Origin of the sequence: Oceanobacillus kimchii X50 (genome assembly GCF_000340475.1) — a bacterium.
Lineage (GTDB): Bacteria > Bacillota > Bacilli > Bacillales > Amphibacillaceae > Oceanobacillus > Oceanobacillus kimchii.
Genome location: NZ_CM001792.1, coordinates 1,451,757 through 1,470,190, shown reverse-complemented (window position 1 = coordinate 1,470,190; position 18,434 = coordinate 1,451,757). Strand labels below are relative to the sequence as shown.

Annotated in this window: 23 protein-coding genes; 4 read left to right on the top strand and 19 right to left on the bottom strand. The window is 34.3% G+C overall.

Annotation, left to right across the window (positions count from 1 at the left end; translation table 11 throughout):
- Positions 1 to 101: 101 nt before the first annotated feature.
- A complete protein-coding gene (locus tag C794_RS07810; RefSeq protein ID WP_017796577.1) occupies positions 102 to 485 on the bottom strand; it encodes a DUF3397 family protein in 384 nt (127 codons plus the stop codon).
- A 217-nt stretch (positions 486 to 702) separates the two neighbouring features.
- Here C794_RS07810 and C794_RS07805 point away from each other — a divergent pair, with 217 nt between their 5' ends.
- A complete protein-coding gene (locus tag C794_RS07805; RefSeq protein WP_017796576.1) occupies positions 703 to 1,185 on the top strand; it encodes an N-acetyltransferase in 483 nt (160 codons plus the stop codon).
- Positions 1,186 to 1,225: 40 nt separating this feature from the next.
- Here the strand turns inward: C794_RS07805 and C794_RS07800 are convergent, their stop codons facing one another.
- From C794_RS07800 to C794_RS07790, 3 genes are all read right to left on the bottom strand, one after another.
- Positions 1,226 to 1,693, bottom strand: coding sequence for an RsfA family transcriptional regulator (locus C794_RS07800; RefSeq protein WP_017796575.1), 468 nt, complete (start codon positions 1,691 to 1,693; stop codon positions 1,226 to 1,228).
- 114 nt (positions 1,694 to 1,807) lie between these two features.
- Positions 1,808 to 1,981 (bottom strand): 50S ribosomal protein L32, encoded by a 174-nt coding sequence (gene rpmF / locus C794_RS07795; RefSeq protein WP_017796574.1) that lies wholly within the window; start codon positions 1,979 to 1,981, stop codon positions 1,808 to 1,810.
- Between the two features lie 45 nt (positions 1,982 to 2,026).
- Positions 2,027 to 2,557 (bottom strand): YceD family protein, encoded by a 531-nt coding sequence (locus C794_RS07790; protein WP_017796573.1) that lies wholly within the window; start codon positions 2,555 to 2,557, stop codon positions 2,027 to 2,029.
- Positions 2,558 to 2,731: 174 nt separating this feature from the next.
- Between C794_RS07790 and C794_RS07785 the strand changes: the two genes are divergently transcribed.
- Positions 2,732 to 3,934, top strand: a complete 1,203-nt coding sequence (locus C794_RS07785; RefSeq protein ID WP_017796572.1) for a nucleotidyltransferase — start codon at positions 2,732 to 2,734, stop codon at positions 3,932 to 3,934.
- A 219-nt stretch (positions 3,935 to 4,153) separates the two neighbouring features.
- On the opposite strand, the gene C794_RS07780 is transcribed toward C794_RS07785, so the two are convergent.
- Positions 4,154 to 5,170 (bottom strand): SepM family pheromone-processing serine protease, encoded by a 1,017-nt coding sequence (locus C794_RS07780; protein ID WP_017796571.1) that lies wholly within the window; start codon positions 5,168 to 5,170, stop codon positions 4,154 to 4,156.
- A 199-nt stretch (positions 5,171 to 5,369) separates the two neighbouring features.
- Between C794_RS07780 and ylbJ the strand changes: the two genes are divergently transcribed.
- Positions 5,370 to 6,578 (top strand): sporulation integral membrane protein YlbJ, encoded by a 1,209-nt coding sequence (ylbJ, locus tag C794_RS07775; RefSeq protein ID WP_017796570.1) that lies wholly within the window; start codon positions 5,370 to 5,372, stop codon positions 6,576 to 6,578.
- 32 nt (positions 6,579 to 6,610) lie between these two features.
- Here ylbJ and coaD read toward each other — a convergent pair whose 3' ends face one another.
- The 7 genes from coaD to C794_RS07740 form a co-directional block, all read right to left on the bottom strand.
- The gene (gene coaD, locus C794_RS07770) at positions 6,611 to 7,096 is read right to left on the bottom strand and encodes a pantetheine-phosphate adenylyltransferase (RefSeq protein WP_017796569.1); all 486 of its coding nucleotides are present in this window, start codon (positions 7,094 to 7,096) and stop codon (positions 6,611 to 6,613) included.
- 2 nt (positions 7,097 to 7,098) lie between these two features.
- Entirely contained in the window at positions 7,099 to 7,665 is a 567-nt protein-coding gene (gene rsmD, locus C794_RS07765; protein WP_017796568.1) for a 16S rRNA (guanine(966)-N(2))-methyltransferase RsmD, read from the bottom strand.
- A 332-nt stretch (positions 7,666 to 7,997) separates the two neighbouring features.
- Entirely contained in the window at positions 7,998 to 8,273 is a 276-nt protein-coding gene (locus C794_RS07760; protein WP_017796567.1) for a YlbG family protein, read from the bottom strand.
- 81 nt (positions 8,274 to 8,354) lie between these two features.
- Positions 8,355 to 8,792 carry a YlbF/YmcA family competence regulator gene (locus tag C794_RS07755; RefSeq protein WP_017796566.1) on the bottom strand — a complete coding sequence of 146 codons (438 nt, stop codon included), beginning with the start codon at positions 8,790 to 8,792 and terminating at the stop codon, positions 8,355 to 8,357.
- Between the two features lie 60 nt (positions 8,793 to 8,852).
- On the bottom strand, positions 8,853 to 9,086 hold the full coding sequence (locus tag C794_RS07750; RefSeq protein ID WP_017796565.1) for a YlbE-like family protein: 234 nt from the start codon (positions 9,084 to 9,086) through the stop codon (positions 8,853 to 8,855).
- A 12-nt stretch (positions 9,087 to 9,098) separates the two neighbouring features.
- Positions 9,099 to 9,491: a YlbD family protein gene (gene ylbD / locus C794_RS07745; protein WP_017796564.1), complete on the bottom strand. Its 393-nt coding sequence runs from the start codon at positions 9,489 to 9,491 to the stop codon at positions 9,099 to 9,101.
- Between the two features lie 226 nt (positions 9,492 to 9,717).
- The gene (locus C794_RS07740; protein ID WP_017796563.1) at positions 9,718 to 10,785 is read right to left on the bottom strand and encodes a CAP domain-containing protein; all 1,068 of its coding nucleotides are present in this window, start codon (positions 10,783 to 10,785) and stop codon (positions 9,718 to 9,720) included.
- A 185-nt stretch (positions 10,786 to 10,970) separates the two neighbouring features.
- Here C794_RS07740 and C794_RS07735 point away from each other — a divergent pair, with 185 nt between their 5' ends.
- Entirely contained in the window at positions 10,971 to 11,336 is a 366-nt protein-coding gene (locus C794_RS07735; protein WP_017796562.1) for a YugN family protein, read from the top strand.
- A gap of 125 nt (positions 11,337 to 11,461) precedes the next feature.
- Here the strand turns inward: C794_RS07735 and C794_RS07730 are convergent, their stop codons facing one another.
- From C794_RS07730 to cyoE, 7 genes are all read right to left on the bottom strand, one after another.
- Positions 11,462 to 11,917, bottom strand: coding sequence for a DUF420 domain-containing protein (locus C794_RS07730; protein WP_017796561.1), 456 nt, complete (start codon positions 11,915 to 11,917; stop codon positions 11,462 to 11,464).
- 33 nt (positions 11,918 to 11,950) lie between these two features.
- Positions 11,951 to 12,850, bottom strand: coding sequence for a cytochrome c oxidase assembly factor CtaG (gene ctaG, locus C794_RS07725; RefSeq protein WP_017796560.1), 900 nt, complete (start codon positions 12,848 to 12,850; stop codon positions 11,951 to 11,953).
- Between the two features lie 246 nt (positions 12,851 to 13,096).
- Positions 13,097 to 13,417, bottom strand: coding sequence for a cytochrome c oxidase subunit IVB (gene ctaF, locus C794_RS07720; protein WP_017796559.1), 321 nt, complete (start codon positions 13,415 to 13,417; stop codon positions 13,097 to 13,099).
- Between the two features lie 3 nt (positions 13,418 to 13,420).
- Positions 13,421 to 14,047: a cytochrome (ubi)quinol oxidase subunit III gene (locus C794_RS07715; RefSeq protein WP_017796558.1), complete on the bottom strand. Its 627-nt coding sequence runs from the start codon at positions 14,045 to 14,047 to the stop codon at positions 13,421 to 13,423.
- Position 14,048: 1 nt separating this feature from the next.
- The gene (gene ctaD, locus C794_RS07710) at positions 14,049 to 15,902 is read right to left on the bottom strand and encodes a cytochrome c oxidase subunit I (protein ID WP_017796557.1); all 1,854 of its coding nucleotides are present in this window, start codon (positions 15,900 to 15,902) and stop codon (positions 14,049 to 14,051) included.
- Positions 15,903 to 15,939: 37 nt separating this feature from the next.
- Entirely contained in the window at positions 15,940 to 16,992 is a 1,053-nt protein-coding gene (coxB, locus tag C794_RS07705) for a cytochrome c oxidase subunit II (RefSeq protein ID WP_017796556.1), read from the bottom strand.
- A gap of 64 nt (positions 16,993 to 17,056) precedes the next feature.
- Positions 17,057 to 18,001, bottom strand: a complete 945-nt coding sequence (gene cyoE, locus C794_RS07700; protein ID WP_017796555.1) for a heme o synthase — start codon at positions 17,999 to 18,001, stop codon at positions 17,057 to 17,059.
- Positions 18,002 to 18,434: the final 433 nt, after the last annotated feature.

The window sequence follows — 18,434 nt, the reverse complement described above, 5'->3', positions numbered from 1 at the left end:
CTATTTCTCCTTCTACGAATTATGTACAATCAGTATTGTACATAAAAACATCCGTTAATCAAACTAATCTGTTTATATATTAATATACAATTGATAAATAGTTACCCTCCCCAAACCCCATTTACTATATAAATACATCCTAAAAGAAAATATAATGTAAAAAACAATAAAAATGCTCCACGCCACACAATTCTAAATGCTTTTAGTAATTCTACATCCGTTTGTTTTTTTCTTTGATAAATTATAATTAGCATTAAAAAGATTAAGAAGAACAATAAAATAAAACCAATAAATGATTGTTGTAATAAAAGATTTAATATAATACTTACCGCTATAATATAAAATAAAGTGGACCAATGAACCGCTACATGAATTGCCTTCCAATTACTTGATCTTGTCCATTTTGATATCCAATATATACCTATTGTTACTATAAATGGAAAACTAATCGCTGTTGCAAAGGTATAGATTAAAATATCCTTCATAATCATATCCCCCTTTATATCAATTAAACAAATTTATGTTAAGAATTCGCATTTACTATTGGTTCCTTTTTCCATTATATAACTAGCTCCTTTTTCTGAACATCAAAAGTTATATTTAATTTCAAAATAATCTTTTTTGTATTATAATTAAATTTATAGGAAGCGTTATCTTTCTAATAAATATTTATTTTATTTGTTTCAATAGGGGGAGAACAGAATGGAAAATGTTAAAGTGGAAAATCTCCTAATAAATTACAAGACTTTGGAGAAGTTTAAACGGTTTCGTGAATATGGTAATCAAGAACTAACTATGATGGAAGATTTAGAAAATAATATTATCGAAAATGATAGTAAGTCTCCATTTTATGGTATTTATTTTGGGAACAACTTGATAGCTAGAATGAGCCTGTATGAAGTAAGCAAATCGTATGATTATTACTTTGAACCATCCCAAGACTATTTAACATTGTGGAAGTTAGAAGTTCTACCTGATTATCAAGGTAAAGGATACGGAAAAGTTTTAGTGGAATTTGCAAAAAGCTTTGAATTACCAATTAAAACAAATCCACGCATTAATTCACATGGGTTTTGGGAGAAAATGGGATTTATTAAAGCGCATTATGAAATGGAGAGAGATTTAGGAGAAAATCCGTTAATATGGTTACCAGAAGGAGTAAAAGAAAAGGACATGAAGGGTTAAAACTTCATGTCTTTTTTTGTAAGTATACTTCTATAAACATTCAATTCTTCACCTGAAGCCATGCAGAATTCACTTCTTCCCAAGCCCTATCATATTTTGCTAATTTTGACTTGAGTTGTTCATTTTCTTTAATTACTCGCTCTAACAGTTTCTCTTGTTCTTTTTGCTTTTCTTGAGGATATTCAGTACGCATTCTTTCCAATATTTTTATCGCCGTGTCAATTGTATGTGATTGAGAAAAATCTCCTGGGCTAGTAGTAGCGAAGATGGTTTGTTTTTTAAATCCATTCTTTCGTTGTTCTTTCGCATTTTGAATGGCTTGATGATGCTGTTTACGAATGGTTGCATTCCAACGAAAACCACAAGCAGCAGATGTACGTGATAACGTATTTGCTACTTCCTTAAAAGCTTCAAGTTGTGTTTGACCTTCTCGTATAAACCTCAAAACGGTATCTGCAAGTATTTTATCTTCATCCTCAGTCCATGCATCTTGTCTCGTTTCGTTCATAACACCCCTCCTAATATGTTTGCTATCAATGTATGCAAAAAATAGGGGTGCTAGAATCGTTTTCTTAGAAAAAATAAAACAGATCACAAATTGTGATCTGTTGTTCGTTCACTATTAGCTATTTACTACTTCTTTCCCGTCATAGTGTCCACATGATTTGCAAACACGGTGTGGTTTTGTTAATTCTCCACAATTGGAGCATTCTACCATGCCAGGTACGTGTAGTTTTTTATGCGTACGACGTTGGTTCTTTACTTTTTTGGAAGTTCTTCTTTTAGGTACTGCCATGACTTACACCTCCTTCAAATGAAAGTAAAACTTGAATAGCTATTCTTATTTTTCTTTCTGATTATTTTTAAGGAGAGATTCAAGTTTCTTCATCCGTGGATCAATAGACTTCTCTTCCTTTTCCTCTGAAATTAATTCCCATCCTTCACCAGCAGATGGTGCTGCCTCTTCAGAATCTACCTGATCAGAAAATACTCGGAATGGAATTTCCAATAATATATTTTCCTTGATATATGGCATTAAGTCAAGCACTTCTCCATCTATTGGATGAATTTCTTCTAGTTCTTCTTCTCTTCCATAGTAAGCAGAATCAGAAAACACTTCATTTGTGTTAATTTGAAAAGGATATGGGACATCTAATAAAGTACGAGCACATGGAAGGATCATCTCTCCTTCGATGGTAAATGTTACAAAGAATTGATCTCCTTGTACATCTACACGCCCATGAACATGAACAGGATCAATACGTCGAATGTCGTTATTCATTAATTCCAGTTCTTTCACATCTACATGTTCATCAAAAGAATACGGTTGATGAACGGAACCTTTTCTAATTTGACTGACTGTCAATTTCATATAAATCACCTCTAGGCAACAAGAGTTATTTTAAAAGAAAAACGGACTTTTGTCAATATATTTTCTTTACAGTTATCCTTCCCTTTATACTTTAGTTTAACCTCTAGTATATGATGTGAAACATAGTTAAATTTGCTACAATAACATTAACTGATTACATTAGGGGTGAAAAAAATGGACGCATGTGGAGTAATTGTCGAATATAATCCGTTCCACAATGGACATCAATATCATATTAGCCAAGCGAGAAAAGCTTCTCAGTCAACGTGTATTGTTGCAATTATGAGTGGTAACTTTCTTCAACGTGGAGAACCCGCAATTATAGATAAATTTCATCGCGCAAAAGCTGCTCTTAAAGGTGGAGCTGATATTATTATTGAATTGCCATATACTTTTGCAGTTCAAAATAGTGATCGCTTTGCTTCCGGAGCAATTAAGACATTACATAAATTCGGTGTATCTAGCGTCTGTTTTGGAAGTGAATCGGGTAGCATATCCCCCTTTTTAACTGCTCATAAAACTATTAAGAAAAATAATCAGACATTTGATAAAATGTTAAAGCACAACTTAACAGAGGGATTATCATTTCCTGATGCTGCAACTGCTGCTTATGGAACTTTAGGGCTAACTAAAGGAAATTTGGACTTATCAAAACCAAATAATATTTTAGGTTTTAGTTATGTTAAAGCTATCCAGGAATATGCACCATCAATCAAACCATTAACGATTCAGAGAAAAAATAATGATTTTCATGATGAATCTATAAATGGCAGTATAGCTAGTGCGACAAGTATCCGCAAACAGTTGCTTCAATCAGAATCTATAGATAATGATGTGCATAATGCAATTCCAATAGAGACATTCGAGCAACTACAATCTTACAAAGAAAAAACATCTATTTGGCATGATTTTGAAAAGTATTTCCCATTTCTTCGCTATCGTGTTTTAACAATGAATATAAAAGAATTACAAGATATTCAAGGAGTTGTTGAAGGATTAGAATTCCGAATTCAGCAAACTGCAAACGACGCTACATCTTTTTTAGATTGGATGCGTAAAATTAAAACCAAACGTTATACATGGACAAGAATACAACGTATATTTATACATATTCTTACAAATACAAAAAAAGATGAAGATTATGTTGATTGCTCTCCAACATATATTCGTATACTCGCTATGAATAAACAAGGACAACAATATATTAACCACCATAAGAAGAATGTTGATGTACCGATAATCACTAGTTTAGCTAATATGAATCATTCGATGTTATCAATTGAAGAACGAGCTACAAAAGCATATTACAGTATTATTCCTGCTAATGTACAAAGAAGGATGTTCAAACAAGAATTACAGCCTCCGATAATCATTTAAATCATACCTGAACAGAGCTGGACATTTACGGGTTATCTTACCCAATTTATCCTTATCGCTTTGAAGTACAGTGATTACCTTCCGTTACACACGTATAAATTATAAGAATCAGACTGAAAAACGAACGATTGTTAGATGAATGCATCATCACCTATTCGTTCGTTTTTAATCAGTCAAAATAATTACAACTAGCTATTGTATTATATTATTGTTGTGCATTTAATTCATCTGTTGAAGATACTCTAGTGCATCTTCAAATGTATCTACTGGGACAATTTCCATAGTTGAGCCGATTTCTTCAGCAGTATCAACTGCAACTTGATAATTAGATTCCTCCGAACCGTTTTCGTTTGGAGCAAAGAAAACATCTACTCCTTCTTTATCCGATGCCACCACTTTTTTATCAATTCCACCGATTCGATAGATATTTCCATCGTAATCCACTTCACCTGTACCGCCTATTTGTTTACCTTTTGTAATATCCTCTTCCGTTAATTGATCATAAATTTCCAAAGAAAACATTAAACCAGCACTTGGTCCCCCAATATTCCCACTTGTAAAATTAACTTTAGGCTCTACAGTTACATCACGATCCGTTACTAAACTTATACCTAAACCTATTTTCTCATCGTTATCAGAAAACTGTTGTAACTGAATCTCCTCTGAAAGATTTTCATCGTCTCTTATGATTTCAACAGTTACTGTATCGCCAGCAGTTAAAGTATCAATATAATTAATTAAATCCTGGGATTCCTTTATATCTCTTCCATCAATGCCAATAATTCGATCTCCAGCTTGTAATATCTCTTCCGCAGGCATATCCTCCACAACAGAAACAACGTATACTCCCTCATAGGAAATATCTATTGACCCGCCAGCAGCTTCGTAAGCAACTACAGTAGCAGCTTCTTGAGAGCTTTCCATTACCTGTAACTGCGCATGCATATAATCATCTTGGCTCATTCCTTCTGGAAACACTTGATCAATGGGTAAAATTTCTTGATGAGGCATAATTTTGGCAAATATATAAAACAACGGTGTTGCTTGCATTCCACTGACGGTTACTAAATGCATATCTCCTGTACTTTCAAAACCATCTTCAACTTCCACAATTGGATTTAAAGCATCTGCACCACCTGGCTTTTGTATATAATAAGGCATTTTATATGTACCAAATAAATAAATTCCAATAAATAAAACAATAAATATGGCAATATTCTTTTTGGACAACCGCATTCTAGTCCTTCATCTCCTTTAACTTCACTTAATACACCATCCTATTATATGAATGGAATATTTCACCTATGTCGTCGCGTATATTGTATTAAGATACATTATTTAGCTTAGCCTCATTTTCAATAGGACAAGCTAGCATAATTCTACTACTTACATTATAAGTTGTACAGAGCTAGCACATACTTAGGGGGAAATTCGATTGAATCAAAGAATGAAAACTCTAGTCTATTCTGGACTTACTCTCTTACTCACCCTATCACTAATTGCTTTTCCTGATCAGGCACTTGAAGCAGCAATTAGAGGCTTAAATATGTGGTGGGAAGTTGTTTTTCCATCATTGCTACCCTTTTTTATTACTGCAGAATTACTATTGGCATTCGGAGTTGTAAAATTTATTGGTGTTTTATTCGAACCAATCATGCGTCCTTTGTTTAATGTACCTGGAGCAGGTAGTTTCGGATGGATAATGGGTATGGCAAGTGGTTATCCAACAGGAGCAAAGATAACAGCTAGATTACGGGAAGAAAATCAATTAAGTAAAACAGAAGCTGAAAGGTTAGTTTCATTTACGAATAATTCTAGCCCCTTATTTATCTTTGGTGCTATATCAGCTGGTTTTTTTCATGACTTAAAACTTGGACTTTTATTGGCTGTCTGTCATTATACGAGTAATGCTATTGTCGGTATTTGTATGAGATTCCATGGTACACGTCAAGAGCGATTTCGAAAGCAAGATACTAAACGCTTCTCACTTAAAAAAGCTTTTCAAGAAATGCATCGAGATCGTTTAAAAGAGGATAAGCCATTCGGTGAAATTTTAGGAGATGCTGTTATCAACTCTATAAAGACCCTAGTTATGGTTGGAGGATTCATCATCTTATTTTCTGTTCTTATCAAACTGTTATTTTTAATTCATGTAACACCAGCAGTGGCAGTTATTTTTCAATCCATACTTCAAATACTCCATTTACCTGTTGATCTTAGCCTGCCATTTATCTCTGGATTATTTGAAATTACACTAGGTGCAAATATGATTTCTCAAGTTACTACAGACACGCTATTACAAAAAGCAGTGATTGTTAGTTTTATATTAGGATTTAACGGACTATCTATTCATGCACAAGTTGCTAGTATTCTTGCCAAAACCGATATTCGTTTCTCTCCATATTTCTTTGCCAGACTTTTACATGGAAGTATTGCTGTTATCTTGACTATCATACTATATCAACCATTGTATCTTGATCGTAAAACAATTAATTTAAACGAAATTCCTGTTTCTCAATTAGATCCAAATAGTTCTATTTGGATGTCTATCTTCTATTGGATGAAAGATTATGGTCCGATGGTTACAATTATAAGTATATTCATAGCAACATGTATTCTGCTCCATAAAAAAAGAAAAAAATAGAATGACGAGTTAAAGTTCAACTCGTCATTCACTTATAAATAATTAAATTTTGATTTTAATGCTTTTTCTACCGGCTCAGGTACTAAACCACTTATATTTCCGTCATATTTAGCTATTTCTTTCACCATACTTGAACTCAAAAAAGAATATTGATTATTCGTCATCATGAACAATGTTTCAATATCTTCATTTAATTTTCTGTTCATAGAAGTAATTTGCATCTCATACTCGAAATCACTTACTGCCCTTAATCCACGAATAACCGCATGTGCTTTCTTCTCTCTAGCATAATCCATTAATAATCGACTAGACGAATCAACTGTTACATTCGGAATATGTTTGCTTGACTCCTTTAATAACTCGATGCGTTCTTCAACTGAAAATAACGGAGATTTTGATTGATTATTAAAAACGGTTACAATTACTTCCTCAAATACATTTGCTCCCCTTTGGATGATATCTAAATGTCCATTCGTTATCGGATCAAAACTTCCTGGACATATTGCTAACTTTCCCATAGTTACGCTCCTTCACGATTAACTTTATAAATGGTGATATTAATTAGTCCACCATAGTTTTCTTGTTTTATTGCTTGGAATGGGCCATATTCGGTAGGAAGATCCTGCGAATCTTCATGTTCACAATAGACAATTGCATCATCCGCTAATAGGTGATTATCGACAAGTTCATTCATTAGTTCCAGGTAATCTATCTTCCCATACGGTGGATCAAGTAAAACAAGATTAAATAATAGTTCTCTCTTTGCTGCTGCTTTGAGTGCTCGAAAAGCATCTGTTCTAAATACTTCTGCTCTATCTTCAAGCTTTAATTGCCTTAAATTTTCTCTAATAGTATGTATGGACTTCGGATGTTTATCAACAAAAATGGCCTGATCCATACCTCGACTTAGTGCTTCTATTCCTAAACCGCCACTTCCGGCAAACAAGTCCAACACTCGTCCATCAGAAAAAAAAGGACCGATCACTTGAAAAATAGCTTCTTTAACTTTGTCAGTTGTCGGTCTCGTATGTTGACCAGGTACTGGCTTTAATTGTCTTCCTTTATGTATTCCTGCAATTACTCGCATACTTTCACCTCATTAGTTGCCACTATCAGACATTATCCTACCATAAATAATATCAATAATAAAATCATTTTCATAAGTAATGTATATTATTCGTTTCGATGTCCATAATATCATAATGATTCAACTAAACATTGTTTGGTTGATGTAAAACGGAAGAAGACTTACACTTCCCCATAAGTTCTTCCTCCGGTTTCTCCTCTCCCTTTGCCTTTTTGTTTTTCATATGAAAAACAGAGGGACCTGCAGAGTTATCTCTGCAGGTTTTTTATTATCTATATTCAATTTCTTCTTACAAACTAAGCACTAAAGCTTGAGTGGATAATTCAAAATCATTAAATACCCATTTTATAATCATATTGCTTTGCCTTATCTGGTTTCGCATTTTCATAGTCTGTTCGGACAAATGGTTTTTGAGATCGTTCCACTTTAGACACGAAAGGGTAATTTATTATTTTTATTTCTACATCATCCAATTCGTCCTGATTCACATAAATCACAGCATATCGCTTTGTTTTAGAAGCATATATAACATTACCGTGCTTTCTTAATTGTTTTATGTTTTTCATATGCTGAAACCAGACAACGATTCCTTGTCTGTTCACTCTCATTCATCTATCCCCTTTGAATAGTTATATGTATGGACTGGGGAAAACTTCTCTTTAAAGAAGCTTTCTCCAATCCTTATATGTCTAGGAGGCACAGCCACAAGCACCACCGCTACCACAGCCACAGCCACTATCTGTCAGTGCTGCACCGTCTCTCGGAGCTTTCACTTGTTCGCTGACACTATTTGCAACAAAACTACTAATTTCATCTAGAAGCTTTTGCAGATTTCTTTCTGCAATTTTGAATGCAGCTACTTTATCATTCATATCCATTTCCCTTTTTGTTGATCGTACTTTTTTCATGATGTCATAGTAATCGGGATGATATCTTCCAAAACGCTGCACATCATCGTAATGCTCTTTCATTGCAGAGAATTCTCTAATCAACTTCTGTGCCTCATCATCCGTTTCCATGATGGAACGAGTAGTTTGGTAATCCTGCATGATATCCGATTGTAAAATCATCTTTCCTAATCTTTCGGATTCGTCCAGAATATTGACATACTCCATCGTAGCTATCATTCATTACACCTCCACTTTTAATACTACCATTTTATTGATGTAATGAAAATAGAATGACTTCTAATCCTTCATCGCTTTCGCCATCTCCGCTAACATCCTTGCCATTTGAATTTGTCCACTTATCGTGTTTACTTGCTGTGGAAATGTTTTCCCGTAAAATTTTTTTGCTTCTTTTTTCATTTTATCTATATTTGCTGGATCTCTCATTAAATACCGATACCACATCGGATTATATCGAATAAACTCTGCTAATTTAGGATTATCTTTTAAATACTTTTGTACAGATGGGTCCATTTTTCATCACCTCTAGTCTTTAATCCAGTGGAAAGGATCTTTTGGACTTTCTTTGGGACCCGTGCTTTTAAATTGTGATACCATTTCTTGAACACTACCGACCGCTTTACTTAATTGATCAATTTGTCCTTGTAATTTATCTACATCAATTTTTTGAGTATATTTCATCAATTGGCTAATTAAATCTTTCTCTTCATTTTCATTAGTAGATTTATGCTGGCTATGATTATCGGTGGTATCTGCTTCTGTAAATTCATTCCAATAAGGATCACTTTCTCCTAACAAGGCCCATTTCTCATAATACTCTTGCCAAGAACGACCGCTTTTCCTAATTTCTCTTACGATCTTCGGATGTTTATTAACAAAGTCTTTAAACTCTTGTACACTTGGATCTAGATTACCCATTTTGATCACCTCACTTACCCATTCATTCATACTATAACCTATGCCTAGTTCACTGATATGTGTCTATTTGTTCTCGCAATGGATATCAAAAAAATGAAGAAAATTTCCAACAAAAAATCGAATGATACGTTGGAATTATTATCCAATGTACCATTCGATTTCAAAGACAACGTTATTCTAAAAAGTTTTTTCAATAAATTAGGGATACACTTCTTAAAAGAACTATTTATAAAGCTTTACCTAAAAAATTTTGTGTATAGTAAAAGCGATAAACTCCTACTCCCAAATGATTATAATCATCACTTAACAAAGCTTCACGATGCCCTTCACTATTTAACCAACCTTCCATTGCAGATGCTGCATCTGGATACTGAGCTGCTATATTTTCACCTGCAGATACATAAAGTACTTCACCAGCTTCTAACCTTTCTTTTAGTCCATCTCCATTTAAACTAATATGAGAAAAATAATTATTATCATGCATATCTTTACTATGTTCGTATGCGACTTCACTTACGTTCTCATCCCATTCTAAGTGACTTTTTTCATGTACATGTCGAATGACATTCGAAATATCAAACACCTGCTGTTCCATGCCTTTCTGCACTGTATTCCATTGTTCGTCTGTTAATTCTGGTTGTTCTGGTAGATTTCCTCGATACTCAATTTCATATGGCCGATGTAATAATAAGGTGTTCGCAGTTAATATTCGAACAGATGACAGAGAGGAAGTAAATGTATCAAAATAAAATTGTACAAATACAGAATCATCCACTTTTACTAATGGTCGTGTCTTCATGTCTTCTTCCGTTAGTCGGAAAGTGTATGAAGACAACCCTTCATTATAACTAATTTCATTATTAAAATTGAACGTATCGTTAACTTCCTCATATGTTGTCCCAGATTGTACAGGTTCAATCTGTAAATCATCACCTGTAGCATAAACCGATATTATTTCCTCTTCTTCGACACCAAATTGAATATATTGACTCTCTGAGCCATTATATACGAGCCATTCATAGCCATACGCACTTTTGTCGACTCGGTTTGGTTCACCCAAATCTTCTTTTAGTTTGTTTTCTGATTCTCCTATCCATTGAAAGATATCCCCTTCTAATTCAATCAATGGAGATTCCTCTGGTTGTACTTTCGATTGGAGAACATGACTACTTTCTTTTACAACATTGGTTACATCTGTAATCACTTCTTCTTGAGAGTTATCAATTTGTTCTATTACAACAAAAATGACTAATGCTAAGATAGTAATAGCTAAAAATCCACGAATCACACGCATAACTGATTCTCCCATCTATATACAATTACTACATTCTATGTAAAAATTTACTATATATTCTCTTTACCCTATTATTTATAATAGTATACCTTTATTTTTTATCCGTCTATCGGTTTTTCGTTGCATCTGAAGCGTTTTCGTATTATGCTTAAAAAAGTAGAACTAATATATGAGGTGAAAAATAGATGAAACTAGAAAACACTGGTATCGAAAATACGGTCATTGATATTCAATCTTTAGACCATATTACAGCAAAACATGCATTTATTCGTGCTGGTCAGTGGGACTATGAGCGCGCAACGTATGATTACAAAATTGGTTCGAATGAAAAGAATGTTACATATTACATTCGTATTATGGCTCACTCTAAAGAGGGCGATGTTGATAAAAGAAGTGCAGTAGTCACATTACTTCCACCGCTAATCGGAAAACATTATTACCCTCATGGAGTAGAATATGGTGATGGCGAAGACTTCCCAGAATCTATCGTAGAGAGAGCAAACACCTTATTGAAAAAAGTTTCAGAAGAGCTTCAATACTACAAAAAATAAGTATAAAAAATTCCGAACAAACAAAAATGAACATATAAAAACCGAGCTATTATTCAAGTGAGACTCAAATGAATAGCTCGGTTTTTATTTTTATCTAGATTATTCTCACTAGTATAATTTTCATTTTAAAATCCAAATATAGCTTTAATCATACTTGTAGTTTCACCTGGATCGTACATAACATATAAGAATATATACACCATTACCCCAGTAATCGCTGTAAAGAACCAAATAATACTTGTAACAGGTCCAATTTTTTGGTGTTTATTAATATTCCGCTTTAATGCTAAAATTAATGTTACTATCCCAAACACAGCACCAGTGGTTGCTAAAATTATATGAAAAACAAGGAAAATAGTAAAGTACGTTTTTACTTCATCTGGACCACCAAAACTTGTGTTTCCAATGAAGACTGTTCTTGATACATAGATGATAAAAAATAATAATGCACTGACTGCAGCAGCTAACATTACCTTTTTGTGTGCACTTGCTTTTCCTTTCACAATAAGTATCCAACCTATTGCAACTAAAACAGCACTGAGTATGATAAAAAATGTACTAATTGTTGGTAATAACGGCATCTCTTAGATCCTCCAATAATAAAATAAGATTTGTTACGTTTTTGAAGATGATGGCAAAGGATCAATGGTATTACTTTCACCTTTAAACCAAGAAAATATAATTGTTCCTAATAAAATTCCATAAGTAATTTCTTGCATGATTTTCATGATAATACCACCTAATTGCTGATCATAAACTGTACTTAATGAAATAAAAGTTTCTGGACCAGACAATTGAGGAGCAAGGCCTTGTAAAACATCTTGTGGAACACAAAGGCTCAATGCTTGTAACCATGCTCCACCTTGCGAATAAGTTGCATATAGAGGTTCAGATGCAAATATTATCAATACGCATGCTGGAGTAATCAAAACACTATTTGCAAAAATATACCCGATCTTTAACAATGGCTGAAGCCTGTCCAATTCTTTAATTGGGGCTAGTAATGGAATCCATACAATAAAAGCCGAAATTAATAATACAATCGAAATAAGCGTATGTATACCAGGTGATGACTTTGCAAAGTTAAAAACTACCGGAATATGATAAATAGAAAATAACCCATTAAACAATAATAGTGAAATTAATGGTTTTGTTAAAACCTTCAATACAGGTGCAACTACAGGTGTAGCCATCAGTTTTTTCCAGATCCACTCAGGTATGCCTTTAATCAAAAGCATCGGGAAAACAAGTAAATATATAGCCATTTGTATCATATGAGCAGTTAGAGCTATATGTGAAAGCAAATCAATAGGAGCACCTTTTACAAGATATAATAACAGTAATGATATATAAAACATTATCTGTTGTTTTGCAGTTGGTTTATCATTATCCCCAAATTTACTTCGCAATGGACCTGTAATGAGATAATAAGCAATACCAAGTAATAAAACAAATATTAAAAAGTATGGGCTCCATAGCGCACGAAAACCAAAAATTTGAATATCTAACCACATACGATATCACTCCATTTATGTACCACTTTTCTTATTATAACTTAATTTATAATAGATTTCTCCTACTGCATGTGACGATTTTAAAACAAATAAATACAAAGCGAAACTTTATTTAGTGAGGATTATAGTTAAACAGATCGGACAGTATATCCCCACTTTACTATTTTATTTACTCCCATCGTCTAGAAGCGGGATAAAACATAAAAAGGCCGGGAAATGACTTCATCCCGACCTTTTTTAAATATGTTACCACCAAGTGATAACGGTAAAAGTTAAAATAACTAACATTGTAACGAATATTCCACCATAAATGATTTGTGATGGAACTTCATGTCCCTTATCTTTCATATGCATGAAATAAAAGAATTGAAATGCAATTTGTACCACTGCCAATATGAGAAGTAGTGGAATTACAAACATCTTGTCGATTTCCATCATTACTGCAAAAAATGCAATTAGAGTAAAGAAAATCATCAATGCAAATGTAACGATTTGTTTTTTCATTTCTTCTTTATTTTTAGCTTTTTGGAACGAATTAATTTTTCTGGTACTCATATTATCCGTCATAAATTAACTCACCATCCCCATTAAATAAACAACTGTAAAAATAAATACCCAAACAACGTCAATGAAGTGCCAATATAATGCAAATGTATTATATTTAGGTGCATTATAAAGATTCAATCCGCGTTTTGCATTTCGAACCATTAATGTAATAATCCAAGAAAGTCCGAAAACTACGTGACCTCCGTGAAACCCAACAAGGGCATAAAACGCAGATCCAAATGCTGAAGAACGGAATGTAAATCCATAATCATGAATATAGTGTGCAAACTCATAGATCTCAAATCCTAAGAAAGCAAGACCTAAAACTGCTGTAATCCCCATCCATAATTGCATCTTCTTAAAGTCGTTATTTTTCATATGGTATATAGCATATACACTTGTTAAGGAGCTCGTTAATAGTAATACTGTCATTAAGAAGACTAACTCAAGACCATATAAATCATGCGTAGAAGGTCCTCCAGCAGTAGAGTCTTTTAATGCAAGATAAGTTCCGAATAAACAAGCAAATAAGACGGTCTCTCCACCTAAGAATATCCACAAGCCAAGAAACTTATGCTTCCCTTCCATCGTTGCTTTTGATGGGTCTTGTGTTAAATTCTTCGGATCAATGGAATGATCATGATGACTCATATTAATCATCCTCCCTTTCTACTTCTTCTTTAGGGATATGATAACCGTGATCGTCTCTTAAAGAACGAATTAGCATACAGCCCAACCCGATTGCCATACCTACATAAACAGCGATCAACCAAGCTTTATGATCAACTTGATAAATAAACCCGTAGGATGCAATAAAGAAACCGATTGTCATAATAAGTGGGAGAATAGATCCGTTTGGCATGTGAATTTCATCCACAGGCTCAGCAGGAGTCATCTTATTATTCCCTTCCATTTTCTCAATCCAAAGAGGATCTAAACCACGAACGAGTGGCATTTGCTTAAAGTTAAAATGGATAGGTGGTGAAGCTGTTGCCCATTCTAATGTTCGACCAGAACCCCAAGCATCAGCAGGAGCTTTCTCACCTTTTTTCCATGTGTAGAATATATTTACAACAAATACCAATACCCCAAATGTCATAAAGAAAGCACCAATTGTACTAATTAAATTTCCAGTATCCAATCCTTGGTCTTCTAAAAATACCCAGTAACGACGAGGCATTCCCATTAAACCTAAGAAATGTTGGATAAAGAATGTTAAATGGAAACCAATAAAGAATGTCCAGAACGCTAATTTACCCATTCCTTCATGTAAGTAACGACCGAACATTTTTGGCCACCAGTAATGCATTGCTGCAAGTAAAGCAAATACTACCCCACCGACAATAACATAGTGGAAGTGACCAACTACGAAATAACTATCATGATACTGATAGTCTGCTACAGAAGAAGCAAGCATAACACCAGTCATTCCACCGATTGTAAATGAAGGTATAAACGCAAGTGTCCATAACATAGCTGAATTAATGGTAATACTTCCACCCCATAGCGTGAATAGCCAGTTAAATATCTTTATACCGGTTGGAACAGCGATTGCCATTGTTGCAACTGCAAAGATCGAGTTAGCAACGGGACCAAGTCCTACAGTAAACATATGGTGAGCCCATACCATAAATCCTAAGAAAGCGATTAAAAATGTAGCAAATACCATTGCTGTATATCCAAATAAACGCTTTTTTGCAAAAGTAGGTAGTATTTCACTAAATACACCAAAGGCAGGTAGTATTAGGATATATACCTCAGGGTGTCCAAATATCCAGAATAAATGCTGCCAGATAATGGAGTTACCACCAAGTGCAACATCAAAAAATGCTGTACCAAACATACGGTCAAACATCATTAAAAATAATCCAACTGTTAAAGCTGGGAATGCAAATAATACTAATATACTTGTTACAAATGTCGTCCAAGTAAATAATGGCATACGCATGTATGTCATACCTGGTGCACGCATAAGTACAATTGTAACGATGAAGTTAATACCACTCATTAATGTACCTGCACCGGATAGCTGTAATCCCATTACATAGAAATCTATCCCGTGCCCAGGTGATTGTAAAGAAAGCGGTGCGTAGTTTGTCCACCCTGCATCTGGAGCACCGGTGAACCAACTTAAATTCAACATAATTCCTCCGAAGAAGAATAGCCAAAAACCTAAAGAGTTCAAGAATGGGAACGCTACATCGCGAGCCCCGATTTGTAATGGCATAATATAGTTCATTAATCCAAAGAGTAACGGCGTTGCCGCAAAGAATATCATGGTTGTACCATGCATAGTAATCATTTCATTATACAATCCAGCACTAATGAAATCATTTTGTGGTGATATTAACTGAATTCGTATGATAAGCGCTTCTAGTCCACCTAACAGGAAGAAAAATGCCCCTGCCGCGAGATACAAAATACCGATTTTCTTATGATCAACGGTAGTAAGCCAATCCCATAAAGTAGCACCAAAACCACTCTTTTGAGCACTGTTAACACTCAATGCTTATACCTCCCTTTCATGTCTTCCATCCTAAGTCTTAATTTCCAGCACTTTCAGGAGTAATCTCTGAAGGCTGTAATTGTAATAAGTATTCTGCAATGCTTTCAGCTTCGTCTTCACTAAGAGCTGGATATTGATCGGTCATTTTATTCCCAGGTTTAACGGATTCAGGGTCTGTTAACCATTCAACAAGATGTTCTTTTGTAGGTTCTAAAATACCTGCAATAGTTGAACGATCTCCAAAATTCGTTAGGTTAGGCCCTATTGCCGCTGGGGAAGAACCAATAGCATGACAGTTCATGCAATTATTTGCTTCAAAAAGTTCTTGACCTTCTTGAGCTACAGAATCTTCAGGTACTTCCTCTGGATCTACACTTTGCATATCCGCTATCCACTGTTCATACTCTTCCGGACTTACTGCAATTACTTTAAAGTCCATTAAAGAGTGGGAAGGGCCACAAAGTTCTGCACATTTACCCCAATAAACGCCCTCTTCATGTGCTTCTATAAACATGGTGTTTACGTTTTCAGGGTTAACATCCATTTTTCCAGAGATAGATGGAATCCAGAAGGAATGCGTAACATCAGAGGATAACATGTTTAAATACACACGCTCTCCAGTAGGAATGTATAAGTCCTGACTTGTTACTACTTCTTCTCCTGCATAGTTAAAATGCCACCAATATTGATTTCCTGTTACTTCAATATTAACATGTTCATCTGCATTGGAATCATCTGCTAAATCAAACGTCCCCATCACTGTAGGAACCGCAATAACTAATACGAGTATGATTGGGATAATAGTCCAAATTGCTTCTAGTTTATGATTTCCTTCTACTTGTTCAGGAATATAGTCTTCCTGTCCCTTTTTCTTACGGAAACGAACTAGTGTAATAACATAGATTGCCATTACAACAGCAAAAACACCAATCATGATAAAAGTTGTTAGCAAGATTAAATCCATTGCACGATCTGCCCCATATCCTTTCGGTTCAAGTGCAGTTAGATTCTCTCTTCCACACCCAGCCATCAACAGTGCGATGGCTGAGATCAGGAAGAAAACTTTCGATTTTCCCATCCAACCTTTCATGTAAGAATACCTCTCTTTCTTCTTGTTGTTTCCTTTTATATGTTTTTTAAGGAATAACATAACATTAGTTAAATATAGGTAACTTAACGATAATCATTAACGGAAATAATATAATTAAATAATTCAGCGAGAAGATAAATATTGTATTTGCCCATTTCTTATCTTCATCAACAAATAGTCCGGTAAAGGCTATTGCCAACCATCCAAGATTTAAGAGCGTTGCAATTACTGCAAATGTAATACCCATCGTAGGTAATAAAAAGAATGGTAATGGAAGCAAACAAGCTATATAGACAATGATCTGTCTTTTTGTAACTGCCATTCCCCTTACTACTGGTAGCATTGGTATTCCAGCCGCTTCATATTCATCTCGTTTCTTCATTGCTAGTGCTAAGAAGTGTGGTGTTTGCCATATGAACATAATTAAGAACATAACAAATGGTACCACATGGAAAGAAGGACTAATTGCAGCCCAGCCAATTAATGGGGGCATCGCACCTGAAAGGCTCCCTATGACAGTATTTAACGTATACCGTCTTTTTGACCACATTGTGTATAAAACGACATAGCCAAACCATCCAATAAAAGCAAATAATGTCGCATACCATGTTGTAAACATTAACAATCCTAGCCCAATTGCTGTTGTTACTAGACCAATCGTAAGAACCGTTTTTAGAGAAAAGAATCCGGTTACTGTTGGTCTATTTTTCGTTCTCGACATTTTCGGGTCGATATCGACATCGTACCAATTATTAACGATACAGCCTCCTGCAATTACTAATGCACTACCTATAATTGTAAGGAGAAATGTGCCCCAATTACTTATAAAGGAGGAACTCGTAAACGATATAGCTAATAAAAAACCTGCTATCGTTGTAATTAGGTTTGAGTTTACAATCCCAATTTTTATTAATGCCTTCACCTCTGAAATAAACATGGTTACCTTTTGTTTATTAGAGATAGAGGTATTACCTATTAACTCAGAATAGGTCATTTCTACTTTATTCATTTCATTGTATCCCCCCTTCACGTTCAGTAAGAAGACATAATAATAACCAGAATAAGAATTTATTTTTTATTCTATCCTATTCTGCTTACATTTTCATTGTATCACGTATAATCCGTACAATCTAATGAACTTCCATGTAATATTTTACAACATATTGAACATTAATATGTGACAAAAATGTGAAACAATCCGAACATACTCGTTATTATGTACCATCCGTCAAAAATTGTCTATGCTATGTTATGGCATGATTTCAAACATGCTATTCCTTACTCTATTTCTAGCAAACAAATTTAAAATATGCAAGTCTTTTTTGAAAACGCTAATGTAAACACTCCGTAATCATGATAGTATTAGAATTGTCTGTCCAATGAAAGTGTTCATATTTTGTTCATAACTATTTCATTGCAATCGCTATCTCTTTACGATTATC

Bases quoted from the DNA above. Each gene is read 5' to 3' on its own strand.
- C794_RS07730 (WP_017796561.1), bottom strand. From the start codon at position 11,917: ATGCCGTTATTACCAACAATTAGTACATTTTTTATCATACTCAGTGCT.
- C794_RS07755 (WP_017796566.1), bottom strand. From the start codon at position 8,792: ATGATAGCTACGATGGAGTATGTCAATATTCTGGACGAATCCGAAAGA.
- C794_RS07715 (WP_017796558.1), bottom strand. From the start codon at position 14,047: ATGAGTCATCATGATCATTCCATTGATCCGAAGAATTTAACACAAGAC.
- coaD (WP_017796569.1), bottom strand. From the start codon at position 7,096: ATGGGAAAGTTAGCAATATGTCCAGGAAGTTTTGATCCGATAACGAAT.
- C794_RS07790 (WP_017796573.1), bottom strand. From the start codon at position 2,557: ATGAAATTGACAGTCAGTCAAATTAGAAAAGGTTCCGTTCATCAACCG.
- C794_RS07750 (WP_017796565.1), bottom strand. From the start codon at position 9,086: ATGGACCCATCTGTACAAAAGTATTTAAAAGATAATCCTAAATTAGCA.
- C794_RS07740 (WP_017796563.1), bottom strand. From the start codon at position 10,785: ATGCGTGTGATTCGTGGATTTTTAGCTATTACTATCTTAGCATTAGTC.
- C794_RS07785 (WP_017796572.1), top strand. From the start codon at position 2,732: ATGGACGCATGTGGAGTAATTGTCGAATATAATCCGTTCCACAATGGA.
- C794_RS07780 (WP_017796571.1), bottom strand. From the start codon at position 5,170: ATGCGGTTGTCCAAAAAGAATATTGCCATATTTATTGTTTTATTTATT.
- ctaG (WP_017796560.1), bottom strand. From the start codon at position 12,850: ATGTGGTTAGATATTCAAATTTTTGGTTTTCGTGCGCTATGGAGCCCA.
- rsmD (WP_017796568.1), bottom strand. From the start codon at position 7,665: ATGCGAGTAATTGCAGGAATACATAAAGGAAGACAATTAAAGCCAGTA.
- coxB (WP_017796556.1), bottom strand. From the start codon at position 16,992: ATGAAAGGTTGGATGGGAAAATCGAAAGTTTTCTTCCTGATCTCAGCC.
- ctaF (WP_017796559.1), bottom strand. From the start codon at position 13,417: ATGACGGATAATATGAGTACCAGAAAAATTAATTCGTTCCAAAAAGCT.
- cyoE (WP_017796555.1), bottom strand. From the start codon at position 18,001: ATGAATAAAGTAGAAATGACCTATTCTGAGTTAATAGGTAATACCTCT.
- C794_RS07735 (WP_017796562.1), top strand. From the start codon at position 10,971: ATGAAACTAGAAAACACTGGTATCGAAAATACGGTCATTGATATTCAA.
- rpmF (WP_017796574.1), bottom strand. From the start codon at position 1,981: ATGGCAGTACCTAAAAGAAGAACTTCCAAAAAAGTAAAGAACCAACGT.
- ylbD (WP_017796564.1), bottom strand. From the start codon at position 9,491: ATGGGTAATCTAGATCCAAGTGTACAAGAGTTTAAAGACTTTGTTAAT.
- C794_RS07800 (WP_017796575.1), bottom strand. From the start codon at position 1,693: ATGAACGAAACGAGACAAGATGCATGGACTGAGGATGAAGATAAAATA.
- C794_RS07805 (WP_017796576.1), top strand. From the start codon at position 703: ATGGAAAATGTTAAAGTGGAAAATCTCCTAATAAATTACAAGACTTTG.
- C794_RS07760 (WP_017796567.1), bottom strand. From the start codon at position 8,273: ATGAGAGTGAACAGACAAGGAATCGTTGTCTGGTTTCAGCATATGAAA.
- C794_RS07810 (WP_017796577.1), bottom strand. From the start codon at position 485: ATGAAGGATATTTTAATCTATACCTTTGCAACAGCGATTAGTTTTCCA.